Below are 21,495 nucleotides of genomic sequence, written 5' to 3'. Positions count from 1 at the left end.
CGCTATCGTCGCACGTCGGCGCGTTCGGGCCGCTGCAGGAGCTCTGCTGCGTGCCTGCGCGCGGTCTCCGACTCCTCTCCTGAGAGCATCCTCGCGAGCTCCCCCTCGCGGTCCTCGCCCGCCACCTCGTGCACAGTGGTGGCGACGCGGTCGCCGTCGCTGCCCTTGCTGACCACCAGGTGCGTGTCGGCGAAGGCCGCCACCTGGGCCAGGTGGGTGACGACGACGACCTGGGTGTGCTGGGCGAGATCGGCGAGCCTCCTGCCGACCTCGGTCGCCGCACGTCCGCCGACGCCGGAGTCGACCTCGTCGAACACGAACACCGGCAGCGTCCCGGCCTCGGCACGGCGGCCGGCGAGCGCGACCTCGAGGGCCAGCATGATGCGGGACAGCTCGCCGCCCGAGGCACCCTTGGCGATCGGGCGTGCGGGCGCGTCCGGGTGGGGCTGCAGCCGGAGCTCGACGTCCTCGGCCCCGGTCGGTCCGATCTCGGCCCGACCGATCAGCTCGACGTGCAGCCGAGCGCCGCGCATCGCCAGCCCGTCGAGCTCGGCGTCGACCTGGACGCAGAGCCCCTCGGCCGCGCGGCGACGGTTCTCGGTCACCACCGCGGCTGCGGCCTCCTCCGCCGCGCGTGCCTCGGCGGCACGCCGCTCCAGCGCCTCCCGACCGGAGCCGGGCGCGGTGAGCTCGAGGACACGGGCGCGTGCCTGCTCGGCGAACGCGAGCACCGGCAGCACCGGGTCGGGCTCGTCCGCTGCGCCGCCGTAGCTGCGGACCAGGTCGGTGAGGGCGGCGCGGCGCTCGTGCACCGCGGCCAGTCGCTGCGGGTCGACCTCCAGGGAGGCCACGTACGAGCCGGTCTCGGCGACCACGTCGTTGAGCAGGTGGATCGCCTCCCCCACGCGAAGCGCCCACTCCCGCAGGGTCGCATCGTGCTCCGCCCCGCTCTCGAGCGCGCGGCGGGCGGCGTCGAGCGCGAGCATCGCGCCGGCGGTGCTGCCGTCGTCGTCACCGTCGAGAGCCGAACGGGCTGCTGCCGCGGCCTCGAGCAGCAGCTCGACGTTGTCGAGCCGTTCGGTCTCGCTGCGCAGGTCCTCCAGCTCACCGGCGACCGGTTGCACCGCGTCGATGCGCTCGAGCGCCGCCTCGAGCCGTTGCAGCTCGGCGGCTCGTGCGGCCACCTCGGAGTCCCAGCGCTCGAGCTCGAGGTCGAGCTCGCGGCGTCGCTCGTGCGCGCGCACCAGCTCCGCGAGCGCTGCCGTCTGCTCGTCGCCCGCGTAGGAGTCGAGCGCCGCACGCTGGTGGGCGGGCGCGCGCAGCCGGACCTGGTCCGACTGGCCGTGCACCGTGACCATCTCCGCGCCGATCTCGGCGAGCACGCCCATCGGCACCGAGCGGCCGCCCAGGTGTGCCCGGGACCGGCCCTCGGCGGCGACGGTCCGGACCACGACGAGCTCGCCGTCGTCGAGCATGGCCCCGGCATCCTCCGCGATGCGGAGCGCGGCGGGAGTCGGCACCAGCCGGCCCTCGACGGCGGCCTGCTTGGCCTGGGGACGCACGGTCGCGGGATCGGCGCGGCCGCCGAGCAGGAGCCCGAGACCGGTCAGCAGCATCGTCTTGCCGGCACCGGTCTCACCCGTGATGGCCGTGAGCCCCTCGCCGAGCACGATCGTCGCGTCGGCGATCACGCCGAGATCGGTGAGGCGGAGCTCGCGGATCACGAGCCACCGCCCCGCCACCCGGAGACCGGGAGGTCGAACTTGCGGACCAGCCGGTCGGTGAAGGGTGCTGTGTGCAGCCGCGCCAGGCGCACCGGCTCGGCACCGCGCACGACCTCGATCTGCGAGCCGGGCGGCGCGTCGATGCGGCGCCGGCCGTCGCACCAGACCTGCGCGCCGGAGAAGCTGCGCGCGAGCACCTCGACGGCCATCGTCGAGGTCGGCGCCACCACGAGCGGTCGGGCGAACAGGGCGTGCGCGCTGATCGGCACCACCAGCATCGCCTCGACGTCCGGCCACACCACCGGTCCCCCCGCCGAGAAGGCGTAGGCGGTCGAACCGGTCGGGGTGGCCAGCACGACGCCGTCGCACCCGAAGGTCGACAGGCCGCGGCCGTCGATGCCGACGGCGACCTCGAGCATGCGGGAACGGTCGTCCCTCTCGACGCTCGCCTCGTTGATCGCCCAGCTGGAGTGCACGGTGCCGTCGGGGAGCGTGACGGTGACGTCCAGCGTCATGCGTTCCTCGACGGTGTAGTCGCGCGACACGGCGCGGCGCACGACGTCGGCCGCCTCCTCGACCTCGGACTCCGCCAGGAACCCGACGTGCCCGAGGTTGACACCGACGAGCGGGGTGCGCCGGCCGCGGGTCACCTCGGCGGCACGCAGGATGGTGCCGTCCCCTCCGAGCACGATGCTCAGCTCGACGTCGTCGCCGTCGATCTCGTCCTCGGAGATCGGGGTGATGCCGTTGCGGCGCAGCTCGGCGCCGATCAGCGCGGCGGCCTCCTGGGCCTCCGGGCGGGTCGGATGGACCTGGAGCAGGATCCGGCGTGTCATGACGCAGCCCCCTCAGCCGGGCCGAGAGCGACCGCGTGACGGACCACGGCCTCGGGGTCGGCGACCCCGGGCTCGTGGCGCAGGTGGATGAAGTACTCGACGTTGCCGCTGGGGCCCGGCAGCGGGCTGGCGACCGAGGCGTGCAGGCCCAGCCCGAGCGCCTCGGCGGCCGCAACGACACCGAGCACGGCATCGACGTGCAGCTCCGGGTCGCGGACGACACCACCGGCACCGAGCCGCTCCTTGCCGACCTCGAACTGCGGCTTCACCATCAGCAGCAGATCGGCATCGGCCGTGGTCACACCGGCGAGAGCGGGCAGCACGAGCCCCAGCGAGATGAACGACAGGTCCCCCACGACCAGCTCGACGGGGGGATCGATCGCGTCCCGGTCCAGGGTCCGCACGTTGGTGCGGTCCATGACGGTGACGCGCGGGTCGTTCTGCAGCTCCCACACCAGCTGTCCGTATCCGACGTCGACAGCGACGACGTGCGCGGCACCGCGGCGCAGCAGCACGTCGGTGAAGCCGCCCGTGGACGCACCGGCATCGAGGGCGCGGCGGCCGCTGACGCGTGGAGCCGCGTCGCCCAGGCCGTCGAGGGCGCCGGCGAGCTTGTGACCGCCACGGCTCGCGTAGCCGGGCTCGTCGGGATCCTCACGGACCAGCACCGGCCGCGAGGTGTCGACCTGGGTGGCGGGCTTGCTCGCGACCGTGCCGCTGACGCTCACCCGGCCGGCAGCGATCAGCTCGCCGGCGTGCTGGCGGGACCGAGCGAGTCCACGACGGACGAGCTCGGCGTCGAGGCGGACACGACGGACCACTACTGCGCGTCCTCCAGACGGCGCTGCAGCATCTCGTGAGCGCGCTCGAACGCATCCGCGTGCGCTGCCAGGGGAATCGAGTCGTCGAGCTGCTCGAGCGCCGCCAGGGCAGCGTCGACCTCGTCGGTGTGGACCTGCTCCTGCGACATGTCGTTCCTTCCGGGCGCCTCAGGTCACGCTATCGCGCCGACATCCTCCGCAGGCGGACGGACGCGGATCTGGGGACGTGCCGCGAGCAGCGTGGGTCGACCGGCGTCGTCCGCCGCCGCCCATGCCGCGACGCACGCCGCTCGCAGCTCGTCGAGGTCGATCTCCACGTCGTCGGCCAGGACGAGGTCCGCCGCACCACGGCGCACGATCACCGAGCCGGTGTCGTGGTCGAACCTGGCGGCCGCCTCACGACAGCGCCACCAGTCGCCGTCCGGCTCGACGGCGGGGTGCGGCTCGAGCAGGCCGCGCAGGTCGTGCGCCAACTGCGTGGGGCGCTGTGCCGGGACGCACGTGAGCAGCGCTCCCCCGAGGTCGACGCCGGTCAGGACGTGCATACCCGGGTATCCCGCGGCGCGTGCGCCCTCGAGGTCCGTGTCGAGCCTGTCACCGACGACGATGGGGCGCTGCGCGCCGGCACGGGCGGCGGCCTGCTGGAAGATCGCGGGCTGCGGCTTGCCGGTCGACCGCGGAGCCCGTCCGGTCGCGTTGACGACGGCGGCGACGAGCGAGCCGTTGCCGATCGCCACGCCCCGCTCCATGGGCAGCGTGGCGTCGAGATTGCTGGCGATGTGCTCGGCGCCCGCGTTGATCGCCAGCAGCGCCTCGGTGAGCTGAGTCCACCCGACGTCGGGTGCGAAGCCCTGCACGACGACCGCGGGCTCGTCGTCGGCGGAATCGACGACCACGAGCCCCTCGGCCTCGACGGCCTGCCGGAGCCCGGTGCCGCCGACGACGAGCACGCGGGTGCCGCGCGGGTGCTCCGCGGCCACGAGGCCTGCGGCCGCCTGCGCGGCGGTCGTGACGTCCTCCGGTGCGGCGGGGACGCCGATCTCGGTGAGATGGTCTGCGACAGTGGACGGCGGGCGGTTGGCGTTGTTGGTGACGTACATCGCGCCGAGCCCGCTCGCACGGGCTGCGGCGATCGCCTCCGGTGCGTGCGGGACCGCGGTGGGTCCGCGGTAAACCACGCCGTCCAGGTCGAGCAGGGCGACGTCGAAGGCGACGGCAGGTGCTTGCTCGAGCGGGAGCAGGAGCCCGGTCATGCGTCCTCGCTCAGATCGTCGATCTCCAGCACGTCCTCGTCGGGCTCGTCGTCCTCGTCATCAGCGCCAGGCTCTTCACGTGGTTCGGCCCGGCCGAGCGCCACGAGGACGTCGTGACGCACCTCGTCGATGCGTTCGACGGTCTCGGCCGCGAGCGCCGTGCTGCGCACGTGGTCCAGGACCGACAGGGCGGCCTCGAGCTCTCCGAGGTCGGTGCGGGCGCCCGCCTCGACGATGGCCAGCTCGGCTCGCTCGTCGGGCGAGAGCTGGGGAGGTGCCTCCGCGATGAGCGCGAGGGCGCGGTCCGGACGCCCGAGACCGCGTTCGCAGTCGGCCTCCAGCGCACGGTGCGCGTCCACGCCTGAGAGGCGACGCACGGTCCGGAACTCACGCAACGCCTCGCCGAAGCGGCCGGTGGCATAAGCGGTGAGCGCGGCCGCCTCGCGGACCACGTCGACGCGTCCGGCCCGCCGGGCGGCTGCCTGGGCGTGCTCGTAGGCGAGCTCGGGGTCCTCGTCGATCAGTCGGCCGGCCATCACGAGGTGCTGGGCGACACGGTCGGAGTTCTCCTTCGAGAGCGTCCGCAGGCGGGTACGAGCCTGGCGGTCGAGCTCCTGCGGAGCCAGGTCCTCCGGGACCTCGGGCTCCGGCGGGCGGTCCGGACGCGGAGGGCGACGCAGGTAGTCGTCGCGTTCGAACGATCCGCCGCTGCGGTCATCGGGGCGAGCACCACCTCGGGGGCTCCCGCCCCGGGCCTCGCCGCGGTCCTGACGGTCGCCGCTGCCGCGGTACGGGCGATCTCCGGAACCACGGCTGTCCGGGCGGTCGCTGCCGCCACGGTACGGACGGTCACCACGTGGCGCACCGGGCCCGTCACGACGCTCCGTGCGCTCACCCGCGCCCCGGTAGGGACGGTCACCAGCGTCGCGGCGCGCAGGGCGGTCGCCGCGGTCGGGCCGTTGACCGGAGCCCCTGCGGTCCGGGCCGTCGGCGCGAGGAGGTCGCGCCCCGCCCGTGCGTCGATCTGGGCTGTCGCCGCGATAGGGGCGAGAACCGCCCGTGGCGTCGTCACGACGATCCGGGCGTGCTCCGCCAGAGCGATCCGGACGGTCGCCGACGTCACGCTGCTCGGGCCGGTCATTCTGGTACGGGCGCGCACCACGTGAGGCGCCACCACCGGCGTCACGGTGCTCGGGCCGATCGCCGCGGTACGGACGCTCACCACGGGAAGCGCCACCGCCGGAGTCACGGCGCTCGGGCCGATCACCCCGGTACGAACGCTCACCACGGGAAGCGCCACCGCCGGAGTCCCGGCGCTCGGGCCGATCGCCGCGGTACGGACGCTCACCACGGGAAGCGCCACCGCCGGAGTCACGGCGCTCGGGCCGATCACCCCGGTACGAACGCTCACCACGTGAGGCGCTGCCGCCGGCATCCCGGCGCTCGGGCCGATCACCCCGGGATGAGCTGCCGCCGTCAGCACGCGCGGGGCGCCCGCCCCATGGCGAGCTGGTGCCGCCGCGGGCGGGGCCGTCGTTGCGCGGGTCCTGGCGATCCGGGCGCGCACCGCGGTCCTGACGCGGAGCGCCGGCACCATACGCACGGCCTTCCGCCTTGCCGCTGCGCGGCGACCCCGATCGGGGCGCGCCTTGCGCAGGGCGTTGCTTGCCTCCCGCGCCGTCGCGGGTCTCACGACGCGCGGGGCGGTCGTTGCGGTCGTTCCGCTGCTCGCGCGAGCGCGGAGCTTCTTCTGATTCGGACGGCACGCGTGGACTCCTCGACTCGGGCGGCGCTGGATCGCGCCAAGAACAGCCTAGACAAACAACAAAGGCCGCCCCGGAAGGGGCGGCCTTTGTCGAAAGGATGTCCGGCGGTGACCTACTCTCCCACGCAGTCTCCCACGCAGTACCATCGGCGCAGAGGGGCTTAGCTTCCGGGTTCGGAATGGAGCCGGGCGTTTCCCCCTCGCTATGGCCGCCGTAACTCTATGGAGATGTCATCGGTTTCCGACCGTATCTCGGGAACCGCACAGTGGACGCAGCATACTCAGAAGTATGTATGTGGTAAGTCATCGGCATATTAGTACCGGTCAGCTTCATGGGTCTTTAGTCCCCACTTCCACATCCGGCCTATCAACCCAGTAGTCTACTGGGAGCCTCTCGGGGCAAGCCCCATGGAAATCTCATCTTGAAGCAGGCTTCCCGCTTAGATGCTTTCAGCGGTTATCCCTTCCCAACGTAGCCAACCAGCCGTGCCCTTGGCAGGACAACTGGCACACCAGAGGTTAGTCCGTCCCGGTCCTCTCGTACTAAGGACAGCCCTTCTCAAATTTCCAACGCGCGCAGCGGATAGGGACCGAACTGTCTCACGACGTTCTAAACCCAGCTCGCGTACCGCTTTAATGGGCGAACAGCCCAACCCTTGGGACCGACTCCAGCCCCAGGATGCGACGAGCCGACATCGAGGTGCCAAACCATGCCGTCGATATGGACTCTTGGGCAAGATCAGCCTGTTATCCCCGGGGTACCTTTTATCCGTTGAGCGATGGCGCTTCCACGAGCCACCATCGGGTCACTAGTTCCGACTTTCGTCCCTGCTCGACTTGTCAGTCTCACAGTCAAGCTCCCTTGTGCACTTACACTCGAAACCTGATTACCAACCAGGTTGAGGGAACCTTTGAGCGCCTCCGTTACATTTTAGGAGGCAACCGCCCCAGTTAAACTACCCACCAGGCAATGTCCCTGATCCGGATTACGGACCGAGGTTAGATATTCAGAACGACCAGAGTGGTATTTCAACGTTGACTCCACAGACACTGGCGTGCCCGCTTCACAGTCTCCCACCTATCCTACACAAGCCGTACCGAATACCAATACCAAGCTATAGTAAAGGTCCCGGGGTCTTTCCGTCCTGCTGCGCGTAACGAGCATCTTTACTCGTAATGCAATTTCGCCGAGTTCGCGGTTGAGACAGCGGAGAAGTCGTTACGCCATTCGTGCAGGTCGGAACTTACCCGACAAGGAATTTCGCTACCTTAGGATGGTTATAGTTACCACCGCCGTTTACTGGGGCTTAAATTCTGAGCTTCGCCTTACGGCTAACCCGTCCTCTTAACCTTCCAGCACTGGGCAGGCGTCAGTCCGTATACATCGTTTTGCAACTTCGCACGGACCTGTGTTTTTAGTAAACAGTCGCTTCTCCCTGGTCTCTGCGGCCTTCAAACGCTCCCACAGCAAGTGTGTTCACGCCTCAGGCCCCCCTTCTCCCGAAGTTACGGGGGCATTTTGCCGAGTTCCTTAACCACGATTCTCTCGATCGCCTTAGTATTCTCTACCTGACCACCTGAGTCGGTTTAGGGTACGGGCGGCTAGAACCTCGCGCCGGGGCTTTTCTTGGCAGCATAGGATCACCCAATCATCCAGCATTCGCTGTCACCATCAGCTCTCAGGCTTCATGAGGTGCGGATTTGCCTACACCTCGCCCTACAGCCTTGGACGTGCCAAGCCATAAGACACGCTGGGCTACCTTCTTGCGTCACCCCTGTTAATACGCTTACCTACTACCGGTTCGGGTCGCGCGTTCCACTTCCGGTGCCTCCCGAAGGAGACCATGGAAGCTTCAGGCGCTTAGCATCACCGGATTCGGTATGGGCGGTTCTTCGCCGGTACGGGAATATCAACCCGTTGTCCATCGACTACGCCTGTCGGCCTCGCCTTAGGTCCCGACTTACCCAGGGCGGATTAGCCTGGCCCTGGAACCCTTGGTCATTCGGCGGACGGGTTTCTCACCCGTCATTCGCTACTCATGCCTGCATTCTCACTCGTGTGGCGTCCACGGCTGGATCACTCCGCCGCTTCACTCGCCACACGACGCTCCCCTACCCATCCATACGCCTGGATCACCAGCTCAAGGCCGGCGACCTAGCAAATATATGAATGCCACAACTTCGGCGGTATGCTTGAGCCCCGTTACATTGTCGGCGCAAAATCACTTGACCAGTGAGCTATTACGCACTCTTTCAAGGGTGGCTGCTTCTAAGCCAACCTCCTGGTTGTCTGTGCAACTTCACATCCTTTTCCACTTAGCATACGCTTTGGGGCCTTAGTTGGTGGTCTGGGCTGTTTCCCTCTCGACTACGAACCTTATCGCCCGCAGTCTCACTGCCACGCTCTCACTTACCGGCATTCGGAGTTTGGTTGACGTCAGTAACCTTGTAGGGCCCATTGGCCATCCAGTAGCTCTACCTCCGGTAAGAAACACGTGACGCTGCACCTAAATGCATTTCGGGGAGAACCAGCTATCACGGAGTTTGATTGGCCTTTCACCCCTATCCACAGCTCATCCGCCCAGTTTTCAACCTAGGTCGGTTCGGTCCTCCACGCGGTCTTACCCGCGCTTCAACCTGGCCATGGATAGATCACTCCGCTTCGGGTCTAGAGCACGCGACTGATTCGCCCTGTTCGGACTCGCTTTCGCTACGGCTTCCCCTCACGGGTTAACCTCGCCACGTACCACTAACTCGCAGGCTCATTCTTCAAAAGGCACGCCGTCACCCCTGCTATGGAGGCTCCGACGGGTTGTAAGCAATCGGTTTCAGGTACTATTTCACTCCCCTCCCGGGGTACTTTTCACCTTTCCCTCACGGTACTTGTCCGCTATCGGTCATCAGGTAGTATTTAGGCTTACCAAGTGGTCTTGGCGGATTCACACGGGATTTCTCGGGCCCCGTGCTACTTGGGATCCTCATTGAGAGGTCACGCGATTTCGTCTACGGGAGTGGCACCCTCTGTGCTCGGCCTTTCAATGCCGTTCGACTATCACGAGACTTTCTGACTCTCTGCTTCCACGGCAGTAGAAACTAATGAGTCCCACAACCCCACATGCGCAACGCCTGCCGGCTATCACACGCATATGGTTTGGCCTGTTCCGCTTTCGCTCGCCACTACTCACGGAATATCTCTTCCTGTGGGTACTGAGATGTTTCACTTCCCCACGTTCCCTCCACTCGCCCTATGTGTTCAGACGAGGGTAACTAGACATGACTCTAGCTGGGTTTCCCCATTCGGAAATCCTCGGATCACGGTCCGCTTGCCGACTCCCCGAGGCTTATCGCAGGCTGCTACGTCCTTCTTCGGCTCCTGATGCCAAGGCATCCACCGATTGCTCTTATTAACTTGCCACAAAAATCAAAGATGCTCGCGTCCACTGTGCAGTTCTCAAGCTACGGGCGGTTCCGTGCGTACCAGCGCCTACCCCGACCGGGGCGGTTCGACTGGTCGTGACGGACCGAAGTAGTTCGCATCCACGCCGGCCGAGCTGGTCGGCCTCTCTGTCACCACTCATCGAGCGGCTCCAGAGGCGTGGACCCGAGGTGCGGGGCGAAGCCCGTTCCCTCAGGACCCAACAGTGTGTCAGGCGATGCGCGCCGTCCGGCTGTTCCATACCCCGAGGGGTAGTACTGAACCGACGCGGTCACGCGCCGCCAACTAATCGATGTTCCACCCATGAGCTCCACCTCAGAACATTCGCCTGAGTAGTGGGCCTGGACGCTGCCGGCTCGAGAGCCACCCAGCGCCAGTTGCTCCTTAGAAAGGAGGTGATCCAGCCGCACCTTCCGGTACGGCTACCTTGTTACGACTTCGTCCCAATCGCCAATCCCACCTTCGACAGCTCCCTCCCTTACGGGTTGGGCCACTGGCTTCGGGTGTTACCGACTTTCATGACGTGACGGGCGGTGTGTACAAGGCCCGAGAACGTATTCACCGCAGCGTTGCTGATCTGCGATTACTAGCGACTCCGACTTCATGGGGTCGAGTTGCAGACCCCAATCCGAACTGAGACCGGCTTTTTGGGATTCGCTCCACCTTGCGGTATCGCAGCCCTTTGTACCGGCCATTGTAGCATGCTTGAAGCCCAAGACATAAGGGGCATGATGATTTGACCTCATCCCCACCTTCCTCCGAGTTGACCCCGGCAGTCTCCTATGAGTCCCCGCCATTACGCGCTGGCAACATAGGACGAGGGTTGCGCTCGTTGCGGGACTTAACCCAACATCTCACGACACGAGCTGACGACAACCATGCACCACCTGTATACCGCCCTTGCGGACCCCATGTCTCCATGAGTTTTCGGTATATGTCAAGCCTTGGTAAGGTTCTTCGCGTTGCATCGAATTAATCAGCATGCTCCGCCGCTTGTGCGGGCCCCCGTCAATTCCTTTGAGTTTTAGCCTTGCGGCCGTACTCCCCAGGCGGGGAACTTAATGCGTTTGCTGCGGCACGGAACTCGTGGAACGAGCCCCACACCTAGTTCCCAACGTTTACGGCATGGACTACCAGGGTATCTAATCCTGTTCGCTCCCCATGCTTTCGCTCCTCAGCGTCAGTAGTGGCCCAGAGACCTGCCTTCGCCATCGGTGTTCCTCCTGATATCTGCGCATTCCACCGCTACACCAGGAATTCCAGTCTCCCCTACCACACTCTAGTTTGCCCGTACCCACTGCAGGCCCGAGGTTGAGCCTCGGGATTTCACAGCAGACGCGACAAACCGCCTACGAGCTCTTTACGCCCAATAATTCCGGACAACGCTTGCACCCTACGTATTACCGCGGCTGCTGGCACGTAGTTAGCCGGTGCTTCTTCTGCAGGTACCGTCACTTTCGCTTCTTCCCTGCTGAAAGAGGTTTACAACCCGAAGGCCGTCATCCCTCACGCGGCGTCGCTGCATCAGGCTTGCGCCCATTGTGCAATATTCCCAACTGCTGCCTCCCGTAGGAGTCTGGGCCGTGTCTCAGTCCCAGTGTGGCCGGTCACCCTCTCAGGCCGGCTACCCGTCGTCGCCTTGGTGGGCCGTTACCCCGCCAACAAGCTGATAGGCCGCGAGTCCATCCTGGACCGATAAATCTTTCCAGACGTTACAGATGCCTGTACGTCTCGTATCCGGTATTAGCTTCGGTTTCCCGAGGTTATTCCAGAGTCCAGGGCAGGTTACTCACGTGTTACTCACCCGTTCGCCACTGATCAACTCCGAGCAAGCTCGGAGTGTCACCGTTCGACTTGCATGTTTTAAGCACGCCGCCAGCGTTCGTCCTGAGCCAGGATCAAACTCTCCGTTGATGTTCATTGAGCTGCCCGAAGGCAGTTCGACATTACGAAGCGACTCCGAAGAGCCGGTTTCGATCTTGGCAGAACAGAAACTTGGCGTTTCCATTCGTCCAATGTAATCCTTCAGGAATCTGGTTCTCGCCGGCATGCTGCCGGTCCGAGCCAAACCCGTCAGGGTTTATTTGGCATCGATTTTTGACACACTGTTGAGTTCTCAAGGAGCGGACGCGCACCACCGCCGGCCGCTAGGCCTTTGCTGGGGCAACCTCTCTACCTTAGATCATCCGCATCCCGCTCGTCAACTCGGCGGCTTCTCCAGCTCTGCTGGTATCGTCCGCCTTGTCTTCGAGCTGAAGCTCAGCTCCAAGGCTGGGATCCTGTCCGGGTCCTGGTCGTGCCTCATGGGCTCGATCCTGGACCTTGTGGATCCGATCGTTGTTCCACTTCGGGGACCGGCCGGGCCTCAAGACTGAGGCCGTCCGTTCCTCCCCTGTGGGGCGCAACGAGGTGAAACATTACGGGCATCGCCCCGTACGGTCAAATCGCCCTCATCTCGGGCGTGTCGCCGCGTCCAGACCGGGCCGACTCGACCTGCTGCAGGCCTCTGACCTGCGACAACGTCCGCGACGCCCTCACACGGCCCGGTTCGCGTGCCCGCCGTGCGGGCCCTGGAACGGCGACGGCGCCCGAAACGTCCTGTGCGACCTGGGTCACACTCAGGGACATCTCGGGCGCCGTTGAGCGCCGTGCTGCGGTGCTGCTGTGCTGCTGTGCCGTGGTGCCGGGTGACGAGCCCCCGCCCGCTCCGGCGGTCCGGACCGTGGCGGTGGTCAGGCCCGGGTGGTCGCGACCGCGAGGTTGCGCCGGCCTCGCCGGACGAGGGCGACCCCACCGGCCAGCAGGTCGCCGGTCTCGAGAACCTTCTCGGGATCGGTGACCTTGTTGTTGTTCAGGTAGGCGCCCCCATCAGCCACGGCACGACGCGCCTCGTTCCTGCTCGAGCAGAGCCCCGTCGCCAGCAACGCGTCGACGATCGTGGACTCCCCCGGCAGGACCTGTCCCCGGGGTACCTCCGCCACGGCGTCGGCCAGGGTCGACTCGTCGAGGTCGCGCAGGTCGCCCCTCCCGAACAGCGCCGCCGACGCCGCCTCCACCCGCTGGTAGGCCTCGGGCCCGTGCACCAGGGTCGTGACCTCCTCGGCCAGCACCCGCTGCGCCTCGCGAGCCTGCGGCCGCTCCGCGACCGCTGCCTCCAGCTCCTCGATCCGTTCCCGCGACAGGAACGTGAGCACCCTGAGGTACCGGGCCACGTCGTCGTCGGCGGTGTTGAGCCAGAACTGGAAGAACGCGTACGGGCTCATCATGTCGGGCGCGAGCCAGACCGCACCGCCCTCGGTCTTGCCGAACTTGGTGCCGTCGGCCTTGGTGATCAGCGGGGTGGTCAGCACGTGCACGCCGACGCCTTCGCTCTTGCGGATCAGCTCGACGCCGGAGAGCAGGTTGCCCCACTGGTCGTTGCCACCGGTCTGCAGGGTGCAGCCGTGGCGTCGGAACAGCTCCAGGTAGTCGTTGCCCTGCAGCAGCTGGTAGCTGAACTCGGTGAAGGAGATGCCCTCCTCCGACTCCAGCCGCCGCGCCACCGTGTCCTTGGCGAGCATCGTGCCCAGGCGGTAGTGCTTGCCGATGTCGCGCAGCAGGTCGATGGCGCTGAGCTCGGCGGTCCAGTCCAGGTTGTTCACCATCACCGCGGCGTTGGGTCCCTCGAACTCCAGGAAGGGCTCGATCTGCGCCCGCAACCGCTCGGTCCAGCCGGCGACGGTCTCCTTGTCGTTGAGCGTGCGCTCGCCCGACATCCGCGGGTCGCCGATCATGCCCGTGGCACCCCCGACGAGGGCGAGCGGTCGATGGCCGGCGCGCTGCAGGTGCCGCATCAGGATCAGCTGCACCAGGTGCCCGTGGTGCAGGCTCGGACCGGTGGGGTCGAAGCCGCAGTAATAGGTGACCGATCCCGCCGCCAGTGCGTCGGCCAGCGCCTCCGCGTCAGTGGACTGGGCGATGAGCCCGCGCCAGCGGAGCTCGTCGAGGATCTCGGTCACGTGTGTTCCTTGCGGTCACGGGCGTTCGCCCGGTGGGCACCATGCCCAGGGCCGAGCCTATCGGCGGCCCGTACCGCCTCCCGCGGCCCGCACCGAGCCCGAGACGCACGGGTGCCCGGCCAGCCAGAACCGCCACGGCCACGAGGCGGCGTCCTCACCGGCGCCGGCGATGCCGACGCGGGGACCGGTGGCGACCTGCTCCGTCCTCGACGTCGCCGGCTCGAGCCAGAGCTGAGCAGCGCCTGGCTCGTGGCCGAGCGTGACGCCGTCGTGCTCTCGGGTCAGCCCCAGGACGACGGCGAGCCGGGCAGGTCCGCGCGCGAGGTCGCGCTCGGTGCGGCACACACCGCCGGCCAGGCGCCGGCGCCAGGCGACGTCGACGCCCTCGACCACCTCGGCCCCGCGCAGCAGCACGGCCGAGGCCGTCCCCGCAGGACCCACCACGACGTTCGCGCAGTGGTGCAGACCCAGGTGCCGGTACACGTACAGGTGCCCGGCAGGCCCGAACATCACCCGGTTGCGGGGGCGTTCGCCGCGGTAGGCGTGCGAGGCGGGGTCGTCGGTGCCTTCGTACGCCTCCACCTCCACGACCCGGACCGTGACCTGCTCGCCACCGATCGTCGAGGTCAGCCGCGCGCCCAGCAGATCGGGCGCGACCGCGAGAGCGCGGCGGTTCAGGTCGATCACGAGCACGCGCTCTCGGTGAGGGTGCCGAGCCCGTCGAGGTGGACATCGGCGCGCTCGCGGGTGCCGACCTCGGCGAAGAGCTCGGCCTCCTCGACCATCCACCGCCGCCAGTGCGTCTCGACCTGAGCACCGTCGCGGGCGATACCGCGGCGCAACCGCTCCTGCGGGTCGGGCTCCTCGACCCACACCAGCGTGCTGACGAGGTCCAGGTGCTCCAGCCGCGCGCTCCCCACGCCCTCGATGACGAGGAGGTCGACCGGCGGCACGGGCACCGTCTCGACGTAGCGCTCGGCGACCCAGTGGTAGCGCCGATAGCTCGCCGGCTCACCCGACGCCAGCGCACGCAGCACCCGGGTGGCCGCCTCGCCGCCCCGGCGCATGCCCTCCCAGCCCTCGTACAGGTCGTCCATGTGGACGACTGCGCAGCTCAGGCCTCGGGCTCGCGCCGCGTCCTCGACCCGGGCCGCCACGGTCGTCTTCCCGGACCCCGCCGGCCCGTCGATGATCACGACGGCGACGTCGCCGCACGACGCACCGCTGCGCAACGCATGGGCGAGCACCGCCTCGGCGGCGCGCACCACGACCGGGTCGCGGTCGCCGTCGGGACCGACCGTCATCAACCGAGCGCGTCGCGCTCGCGCGCCACGACCGCACGTGCGGCTGCGAGCTGCTCGGCCACCCGCACCGGCGCGGTGCCACCGACCGCGTCACGGGAGGCGAGCGAGCCGGCAACCGTGAGGACCTCGCGGACCTGCGGCGTCAGGGCCGGGTGGATCCCTGCCAGCTCGGCGTCGCTCAGCTCGTGCAGCTCGATCTGGGGGTCGTGCTCCTCGCACGCGCGCACGCAGGAGCCGGCGACCTCGTGGGCGACCCGGAACGGGACACCCTGCCGCACCAGCCACTCGGCGATGTCCGTGGCGAGGGAGAAGCCCTGACCTGCCAGGGCGGACATCCTCTCCTCGTGGAACCGCAGCGTCGCGACCATCCCGGCGACGGCGGGCAGCACCAGCGACAGCGTGTCGACAGCGTCGAAGACCGGCTCCTTGTCCTCCTGCAGGTCGCGGTTGTAGGCCAGCGGGAGGCCCTTGAGGGTGGCGAGGAGACCGGTCAGGTCACCGATCAGCCGGCCGGCCTTGCCGCGGGTCAGCTCGGCCACGTCCGGGTTCTTCTTCTGCGGCATGATGCTCGACCCGGTCGAGTAGGCGTCGTCGAGCGTGACGAAGGAGAACTCCCGCGTCGCCCACAGGATGACCTCTTCGGCGAGCCGGGACAGGTCGACCCCGATCATCGCGGCGACGAAGGAGAACTCCGCGACGACATCGCGCGCCGCGGTGCCGTCGATCGAGTTGGGCACCGGACCGTCGAACCCGAGCTCGGCGGCGACGGCCGCCGGGTCGAGCCCCAGCGAGGACCCGGCCAGCGCGCCCGAGCCGTAGGGCGAGAGGGCCGCCCGTGCATCCCAGTCCCGCAACCGGTCGACGTCGCGCAGCAAGGGCCAGGCGTGCGCCAGCAGGCTGTGCGCGAGCAGCACCGGCTGCGCGTGCTGCAGGTGGGTACGCCCCGGCATCGGGGCCTCGGGGTGCGCAGCCGCCTGGTCGCAGAGCGCGTCGACGACGTCCAGCACCAGCCCGATCAGCAGCCGCGTCTCCTCCCGCAGGTACATCCGCACGAGCGTCGCGATCTGGTCGTTGCGTGACCGCCCGGCGCGCAGCTTGCCGCCCAGCTCGGCTCCCGCGCGCTCGATCAGACCGCGCTCCAGCGCGGTGTGCACGTCCTCGTCCGCCGCATCGGCGACGAACGCGCCCGAGCTCACGTCCCGGTCGAGCTGCTCCAGCGCCGCCAGCATGCCCGCGAGCTCGTCGTCGGTGAGCAGCTCGGCGCCGTGCAGCACGCGTGCGTGGGCACGGGACCCGGCGATGTCGTGGCGGGCGAGCCGCCAGTCGAAGTGCGTCGAGGCGCTCAGCGCCGCCAGCGCGTCGGCGGGTCCGCCGGCGAACCGGCCACCCCACAGGCTGACGCGCTCGGGTGCGGGGGTCTGGTCGGTCATGCGGGTTCTCCTTGGTCGTCTGCCTGGCCGCGGCCGCCCTGAGCGAGCTCGAGGAACCGCGCCGCGGTGCTCGCACCGCCGTCGACGTCGGCCGTGACCACCAGCACGGTGTCGTCCCCGGCGATCGTGCCCAGCACCGAGGGAAGCACGGACTCGTCGATCGCCGAGGCCAGGAACTGGGCCGCGCCGGGCGGGGTCCGGAGCACCACGATGTTCGCGGAGGCGTCGGCGCGGACCAACAGCTCACCGCACAGCCGCGTCAGCCGGGCCGCGAGCTGCTCGGCACCCGCCCCGCTCGCCGGCGTCGCCGTGGTGCCCTCGGACGGCAGCGCGTACTGCAGCGAGCCGTCGGCGGTGCGCACCTTGTGCGCGCGCAGCTCCTCCAGGTCGCGCGAGAGCGTCGCCTGGGTGACGCTGACACCCTCGGCCGCCAGCGTGTCGAGCAGGTCCGCCTGGGAGTGGATCGCGTGGTTCGCGACCACCCGCCGGATCAGCGCGTGCCGGGCCGGCTTGGTCGCAGGCGCACTCATCGCGGCGTCCCCGCGCAGCCGTCGCGACGAGCGCAGCAGAGCAGGAGAGCGCCGTGGTGCGAGCTCATCCGAGCAACCACGTGAGGATCGCCTTCTGCGCGTGGAGGCGGTTCTCCGCCTCGTCCCAGACCACGGACTGGGGGCCGTCGATGACGTCGGCGGTGATCTCCTTGCCGCGGTAGGCGGGCAGGCAGTGGAGCACCGGGGCGCCGGGTGCGGCGAGCGCGACCAGCGGCGCGTTCACCTGGTAGGGCAGGAACGGGGTCTCACGCTCGGTGGCCTGGGCCTCGTGGCCCATCGACACCCAGGTGTCGGTGACGACCGCGCTCGCGGCCTCGACGGCGGTGCCCGGGTCGGTCGTCAGCGTGATCCGGCCGCCGGTCGCGGCCGCGATCGCCTCGGCGCGCGCGACGATCGCCGGGTCGGGCTGGTAGCCCTCGGGTGCGCCGATCCGGACGTCCATGCCCGCGCGCGCCCCGGCGAGCAGGTACGTGTGCGCCATGTTGTTCGCGCCGTCGCCGACGTAGGCCAGCGAGCGGCCGGCGAGGGCCGGCCCCTGCGCGGCGAACCCACCGGTGTGCTCGGCGATCGTCAGCAGGTCGGCGAGGCCCTGGCACGGGTGGTAGTCGTCGGTGAGGGCGTTGACCACCGGGACCCCGGCGTGCGCGGCCATCTCCTCGATCTTGGCCTGCTCGTAGGTGCGCCAGACGATCGCCGCGACCTGCCGGCCCAGCACGCGCGCGACGTCGGCGACCGACTCCCGCACGCCGATCTTGGCGAGACCGCCATCGACCAGCATCGGGTAGCCACCGAGCTCGCTCACCCCCGCCGTGAACGAGACCTGGGTCCGCAGCGTGGGCTTGTCGAAGATGATCGCGACCGAGCGCGGGCCGGCCAGCGGGCGCGCGGCGAAGCGGTCGGCCTTGAGCGCCGCCGCCAGCTCGAGCACCTCGCGCTGCTCCGCCGAGCTGAGATCGTCGTCGGCGAGGAAGTGTCGGAGCGGTTCGCGGGTCACAGGGGCACCTCCGAGGTCGAGTCGAGGATCGCGGGCAGGTCGGCGACGAACGCCTCCGCCTGCGCCTGGCTCAGGATGTAGGGCGGGGCGAGCCGGATCGCCGTGGGCGTGACGGCGTTGACGATGTAGCCGGCCGCCATCAGCGCCGTGGCGACCTCCGCCGAGATCGCGGCGGTCAGCTCGATCGCGATCAGCAGCCCGAGACCGCGGGCGCCGCTCACGAGCGGGTGGCCCAGCGCCTCGATCGCCGAGCGCAGGTACTGGCCACGTTCGGTGACGGCGCCGAGCAGGCCGTCACGCTCGATCACGTGGATCGTCGCGAGCCCCGCCGCCGCCGCCACCGGGTTGCCACCGAACGTCGTGCCGTGGGTGCCCGGGGTCAGCGTGGTCGCCGGCCCGTCACCGATCGCGACGAGCGCCCCGATCGGGAAGCCGCCGCCCAGCCCCTTCGCGAGGGCCACGACGTCGGGGACGACCGCGTCGACTCCGCCACCGACGTCGGGCTGGTGATGGGCCATCCACATGCCGGTGCGACCCATGCCGGACTGCACCTCGTCGAGGATCAGCAGCGCCCCGTGCTCGGTGGTCAGCTCGCGGGCACGCCGGAGGTAGCCGGGAGGCAGCGGCCGCACGCCGGCCTCGCCCTGCACGGGTTCGAGCACGAGGGCGGCGATCGCGCTCCCCTGCTCCTCGAACGCCCGCTCCAGGGCGGCGACGTCGCCGAACGCCAGGTGCGCCACATCCACCGGCAGCTGCCCGAACGGGTCCTTGTACGCGGCCTTGTGCGTCAGCGACAGCGCGCCGAGCGAGCGGCCGTGGAACGCCCCCTCCAGCGCGAGGATCCGGGGCCGCTGCGCACCGCCGTGCTTGCGGGCGAGCTTGACGGCAGCCTCGAGCGCCTCCGTGCCGGAGTTGGTGAAGAACACGCGCGATCCATCGGGCGCACCGTCGGGCACGACCAGCTCCAGCAGCCGCTCGGCGAGCGCGATCTGGGTCGGCGAGGCGAAGAAGTTCGAGATGTGCCCGAGCGTGTTGAGCTGGGCGCCGATCGCGCCGGTCAGCGTGGGGTGGGCGTGCCCGAGGGTGTTGACGGCGATCCCGCCGAGCAGGTCCAGGTAGCGGGTGCCGTCGGCGTCCCACACGTAGCAGCCCTCGCCGCGCACGAGCACGCGCTGCGGCGGTCCGAAGGTGTTCATCAGGGCGCCCGCGTAGCGTGCTTCCCAGACCATCTCCGAGCCCGCCCCGGTGCTGGTGAGGATCTCCGTCATGACTCGCTGCCTTCGGGCTGCTCGGGGCTGACCATGGTGCCGACACCGTCGCTGGTGAAGATCTCCAGCAGCAGCGAGTGGGGCTGACGACCGTCGACGATGTGCGCGCGCGGCACGCCGCCGCGGACCGCACGCAGGCAGGCCTCCATCTTGGGGACCATGCCGGCCTCCAGGCTCGGCAGCAGCTGCTCGAGGTCGGCGGCGACGATCCTGCGCACCAGCGAGGACCGGTCCGGCCAGTCGAGATAGAGGCCCTCGACGTCGGTGAGCACCACGAGCTTCTTGGCGCGCAGCGCGACGGCGATCGCGGCCGCCGCCGTGTCCGCGTTGACGTTGAGGACGTCGCCGGGGTTGTCGACGTCGGGCGCGATGGTCGAGACCACCGGGATGCGGCCGGCGTCGAGGATCCCCTGGAGCACGTGCGCGTTGACCCGCACCACGTCACCCACGAGCCCGACGTCGACCTGCTCGCCGTCCACGAGCGCGGTGCGGCGCCGGGCACCGAGGAGGCCGGCGTCCTCGCCGGACATCCCGACGGCGAGGGCCTCGGTGGAGTTGAGCAGGTTGACCAGCTTGCGCTGCACCTGGCCGGTCAGCACCATCCGGACGATGTCCATCGACTCGGGTGTGGTGACGCGCAGCCCGCCACGGAACTCGCTCGCGATGTCGAGGCGCTTGAGCATCTCGCTGATCTGCGGGCCACCGCCGTGCACGACCACGGGCTTGAGCCCGGCGTAGCGGAAGAACCGGATGTCCTCGGCGAACGCGCGCTCCAGCTCGGCGTCGATCATCGCGTTGCCACCGAACTTGACCACGACGATCGCACCGGCGAACCGCTCGAGCCACGGCAGGGCCTGGATCATCACCTCCGCCTTCTGGTGCGGGAAGAGGTCGGTCTCGGTGTTGAAGTAGAAGTCGTCGGGCACGGTGCCGGTCGGTTCGCTCATGTGGAGTAGGCGCTGTTCTCGTGGACGTAGTCGTGCGTGAGGTCGTTGGTCCACACGGTCGCGGAGTGGTCCCCGGCGTGCAGATCGATGAGGATGCGCACCTCGCGGCTGCCCGCGAGGTCGACGGCGTCGCGCGGCTCGTGCGCACCGCCCGCCCGGCAGACCATGACGCCGTTGATGGTGACGTCGATGGCGTCGGCCTCGAACGCGGCCACCTCGACCGGGACGGTGCCGACCTGGGCGAGGATGCGTCCCCAGTTCGGGTCGTTGCCGAAGATCGCGGTCTTGACCAGCGCCGAGCGGGTGACGGCGCGCGCCACCGCGACGGCGGCCTCCTCACTGTCCGCTCGCCTCACCTCGACCGCGATGTCGTGCGAGGCGCCCTCGGCGTCGGCGACCAGCGCCCGCGCGAGCTCGGCGCAGACCTCGGTGACGGCGTCGGTGAGCTCCTGCGCAGTCGGCGTGACGCCGCTCGCGCCGGAGGCGAGCAGCACCACGGTGTCGGAGGTCGACATCGCGCCGTCGGAGTCCACGCGGTCGAAGGTGACCCGGGTGGCGGCTCGGAGCGCACGGTCGGCCGTCGCGGCGTCGACCTGCGCGTCGGTGGTCAGCACCACCAGCATCGTCGCCAGCGCGGGTGCGAGCATGCCGGCACCCTTGGCGATGCCGCCGACCGACCAGCCCGCACGTTCGACGTGCGCCTGCTTGGGCACGGTGTCGGTGGTCATGATCGCCTCCGCGGCGGCGCCACCGCCGTCGGGCGACAGGGCCTCGACCAGCGGGGCGACACCGGTGAGCAGCGCCTGGATGGGGAGCCGTTCCCCGATCAGACCGGTCGAGGCGACGAGCACGTCGGCCGCGGACACCTGGAGCGCCTCCGCCACGGCCTCCGCCGTGCGGTGGGTGTCGAGGAAGCCCTCCGGTCCCGTGCAGACGTTGGCGCCGCCGGAGTTGAGGACGACGGCGTGCGCGACGCCGTCCGAGACCGCCTGGCGCGACCAGATGACCGGGTGACCGACCACGCGGTTGGTCGTGAACACGGCTGCGGCGACGTGGTCGGGTCCGTCGTTGACCACGAGCGCGAGGTCAGGCCTGCCCGAGGCCTTGAGGCCCGCGGTGACCCCGGCGGCGCGGAAGCCGCGGGGGGAGGTGACGGTCACGGATGTGG

The 21,495-nt window shown here is 69.0% G+C and carries 16 protein-coding genes and 3 rRNA genes; 1 reads left to right on the top strand and 18 read right to left on the bottom strand.

Annotated elements, in window-relative coordinates; genetic code table 11:
• Window positions 1–2 precede the first annotated feature (2 nt).
• Genes recN through GPA04_RS01245 form a run of 6 tightly spaced genes read right to left on the bottom strand, consistent with a single transcriptional unit; the run spans window position 3 to window position 5,170 of the window.
• Complete coding sequence (recN, locus tag GPA04_RS01270) at window positions 3–1,724, bottom strand: DNA repair protein RecN (protein ID WP_156221531.1); 1,722 nt, start codon at window positions 1,722–1,724, stop codon at window positions 3–5.
• Entirely contained in the window at window positions 1,721–2,560 is an 840-nt protein-coding gene (locus GPA04_RS01265; RefSeq protein WP_156221529.1) for an NAD kinase, read from the bottom strand. The genes recN and GPA04_RS01265 overlap by 4 nt, the downstream gene beginning before the upstream one ends.
• On the bottom strand, window positions 2,557–3,381 hold the full coding sequence (locus GPA04_RS01260; protein ID WP_156221527.1) for a TlyA family RNA methyltransferase: 825 nt from the start codon (window positions 3,379–3,381) through the stop codon (window positions 2,557–2,559). The genes GPA04_RS01265 and GPA04_RS01260 overlap by 4 nt, the downstream gene beginning before the upstream one ends.
• Entirely contained in the window at window positions 3,381–3,530 is a 150-nt protein-coding gene (locus tag GPA04_RS01255) for a hypothetical protein (RefSeq protein ID WP_156221518.1), read from the bottom strand. The genes GPA04_RS01260 and GPA04_RS01255 overlap by 1 nt, the downstream gene beginning before the upstream one ends.
• A gap of 24 nt (window positions 3,531–3,554) precedes the next feature.
• Complete coding sequence (locus tag GPA04_RS01250) at window positions 3,555–4,634, bottom strand: HAD-IIA family hydrolase (RefSeq protein ID WP_156221516.1); 1,080 nt, start codon at window positions 4,632–4,634, stop codon at window positions 3,555–3,557.
• The gene (locus tag GPA04_RS01245) at window positions 4,631–5,170 is read right to left on the bottom strand and encodes a hypothetical protein (protein WP_156221507.1); all 540 of its coding nucleotides are present in this window, start codon (window positions 5,168–5,170) and stop codon (window positions 4,631–4,633) included. Before GPA04_RS01245 ends, GPA04_RS01250 begins: the two co-directional genes overlap by 4 nt.
• Before the next feature lie 651 nt (window positions 5,171–5,821).
• Between GPA04_RS01245 and GPA04_RS01240 the strand changes: the two genes are divergently transcribed.
• A complete protein-coding gene (locus GPA04_RS01240; RefSeq protein ID WP_156221505.1) occupies window positions 5,822–6,052 on the top strand; it encodes a hypothetical protein in 231 nt (76 codons plus the stop codon).
• A gap of 447 nt (window positions 6,053–6,499) precedes the next feature.
• Here the strand turns inward: GPA04_RS01240 and rrf are convergent.
• The 12 genes from rrf to argJ all read right to left on the bottom strand — a co-directional run bounded on the left by rrf (window position 6,500) and on the right by argJ (window position 21,487).
• A 5S ribosomal RNA gene (rrf, locus tag GPA04_RS01235) occupies window positions 6,500–6,616 on the bottom strand.
• Between the two features lie 77 nt (window positions 6,617–6,693).
• A 23S ribosomal RNA gene (locus GPA04_RS01230) occupies window positions 6,694–9,814 on the bottom strand.
• A 409-nt stretch (window positions 9,815–10,223) separates the two neighbouring features.
• A 16S ribosomal RNA gene (locus tag GPA04_RS01225) occupies window positions 10,224–11,749 on the bottom strand.
• Together the 16S, 23S and 5S rRNA genes form the textbook arrangement of a ribosomal RNA operon.
• 818 nt (window positions 11,750–12,567) lie before the next feature.
• Window positions 12,568–13,833 (bottom strand): tyrosine--tRNA ligase, encoded by a 1,266-nt coding sequence (gene tyrS / locus GPA04_RS01220; protein WP_156221503.1) that lies wholly within the window; start codon window positions 13,831–13,833, stop codon window positions 12,568–12,570.
• 57 nt (window positions 13,834–13,890) lie between these two features.
• Window positions 13,891–14,526, bottom strand: a complete 636-nt coding sequence (locus tag GPA04_RS01215; protein ID WP_156221502.1) for a DNA-3-methyladenine glycosylase — start codon at window positions 14,524–14,526, stop codon at window positions 13,891–13,893.
• Window positions 14,517–15,137 (bottom strand): uridine kinase family protein, encoded by a 621-nt coding sequence (locus GPA04_RS01210; protein WP_241680518.1) that lies wholly within the window; start codon window positions 15,135–15,137, stop codon window positions 14,517–14,519. Before GPA04_RS01210 ends, GPA04_RS01215 begins: the two co-directional genes overlap by 10 nt.
• Window positions 15,137–16,567, bottom strand: coding sequence for an argininosuccinate lyase (gene argH / locus GPA04_RS01205; RefSeq protein ID WP_156221500.1), 1,431 nt, complete (start codon window positions 16,565–16,567; stop codon window positions 15,137–15,139). Before argH ends, GPA04_RS01210 begins: the two co-directional genes overlap by 1 nt.
• The gene (locus GPA04_RS01200; RefSeq protein ID WP_156221498.1) at window positions 16,564–17,097 is read right to left on the bottom strand and encodes an arginine repressor; all 534 of its coding nucleotides are present in this window, start codon (window positions 17,095–17,097) and stop codon (window positions 16,564–16,566) included. The genes argH and GPA04_RS01200 overlap by 4 nt, the downstream gene beginning before the upstream one ends.
• A gap of 64 nt (window positions 17,098–17,161) precedes the next feature.
• Window positions 17,162–18,112 carry an ornithine carbamoyltransferase gene (gene argF / locus GPA04_RS01195; protein ID WP_156221496.1) on the bottom strand — a complete coding sequence of 317 codons (951 nt, stop codon included), beginning with the start codon at window positions 18,110–18,112 and terminating at the stop codon, window positions 17,162–17,164.
• Window positions 18,109–19,380, bottom strand: coding sequence for an acetylornithine transaminase (locus GPA04_RS01190; RefSeq protein ID WP_156221494.1), 1,272 nt, complete (start codon window positions 19,378–19,380; stop codon window positions 18,109–18,111). The genes argF and GPA04_RS01190 overlap by 4 nt, the downstream gene beginning before the upstream one ends.
• Window positions 19,377–20,327 carry an acetylglutamate kinase gene (argB, locus tag GPA04_RS01185; protein WP_156221492.1) on the bottom strand — a complete coding sequence of 317 codons (951 nt, stop codon included), beginning with the start codon at window positions 20,325–20,327 and terminating at the stop codon, window positions 19,377–19,379. Before argB ends, GPA04_RS01190 begins: the two co-directional genes overlap by 4 nt.
• Window positions 20,324–21,487 carry a bifunctional glutamate N-acetyltransferase/amino-acid acetyltransferase ArgJ gene (gene argJ / locus GPA04_RS01180; RefSeq protein WP_156221490.1) on the bottom strand — a complete coding sequence of 388 codons (1,164 nt, stop codon included), beginning with the start codon at window positions 21,485–21,487 and terminating at the stop codon, window positions 20,324–20,326. The genes argB and argJ overlap by 4 nt, the downstream gene beginning before the upstream one ends.
• Window positions 21,488–21,495 lie beyond the last annotated feature (8 nt).

This window comes from Pseudactinotalea suaedae (assembly GCF_009733815.1).
Lineage (GTDB): Bacteria > Actinomycetota > Actinomycetes > Actinomycetales > Beutenbergiaceae > Pseudactinotalea > Pseudactinotalea suaedae.
Note: the sequence above shows the minus strand (reverse complement) of the source record. Positions and strands in the feature narration are given on the sequence as shown.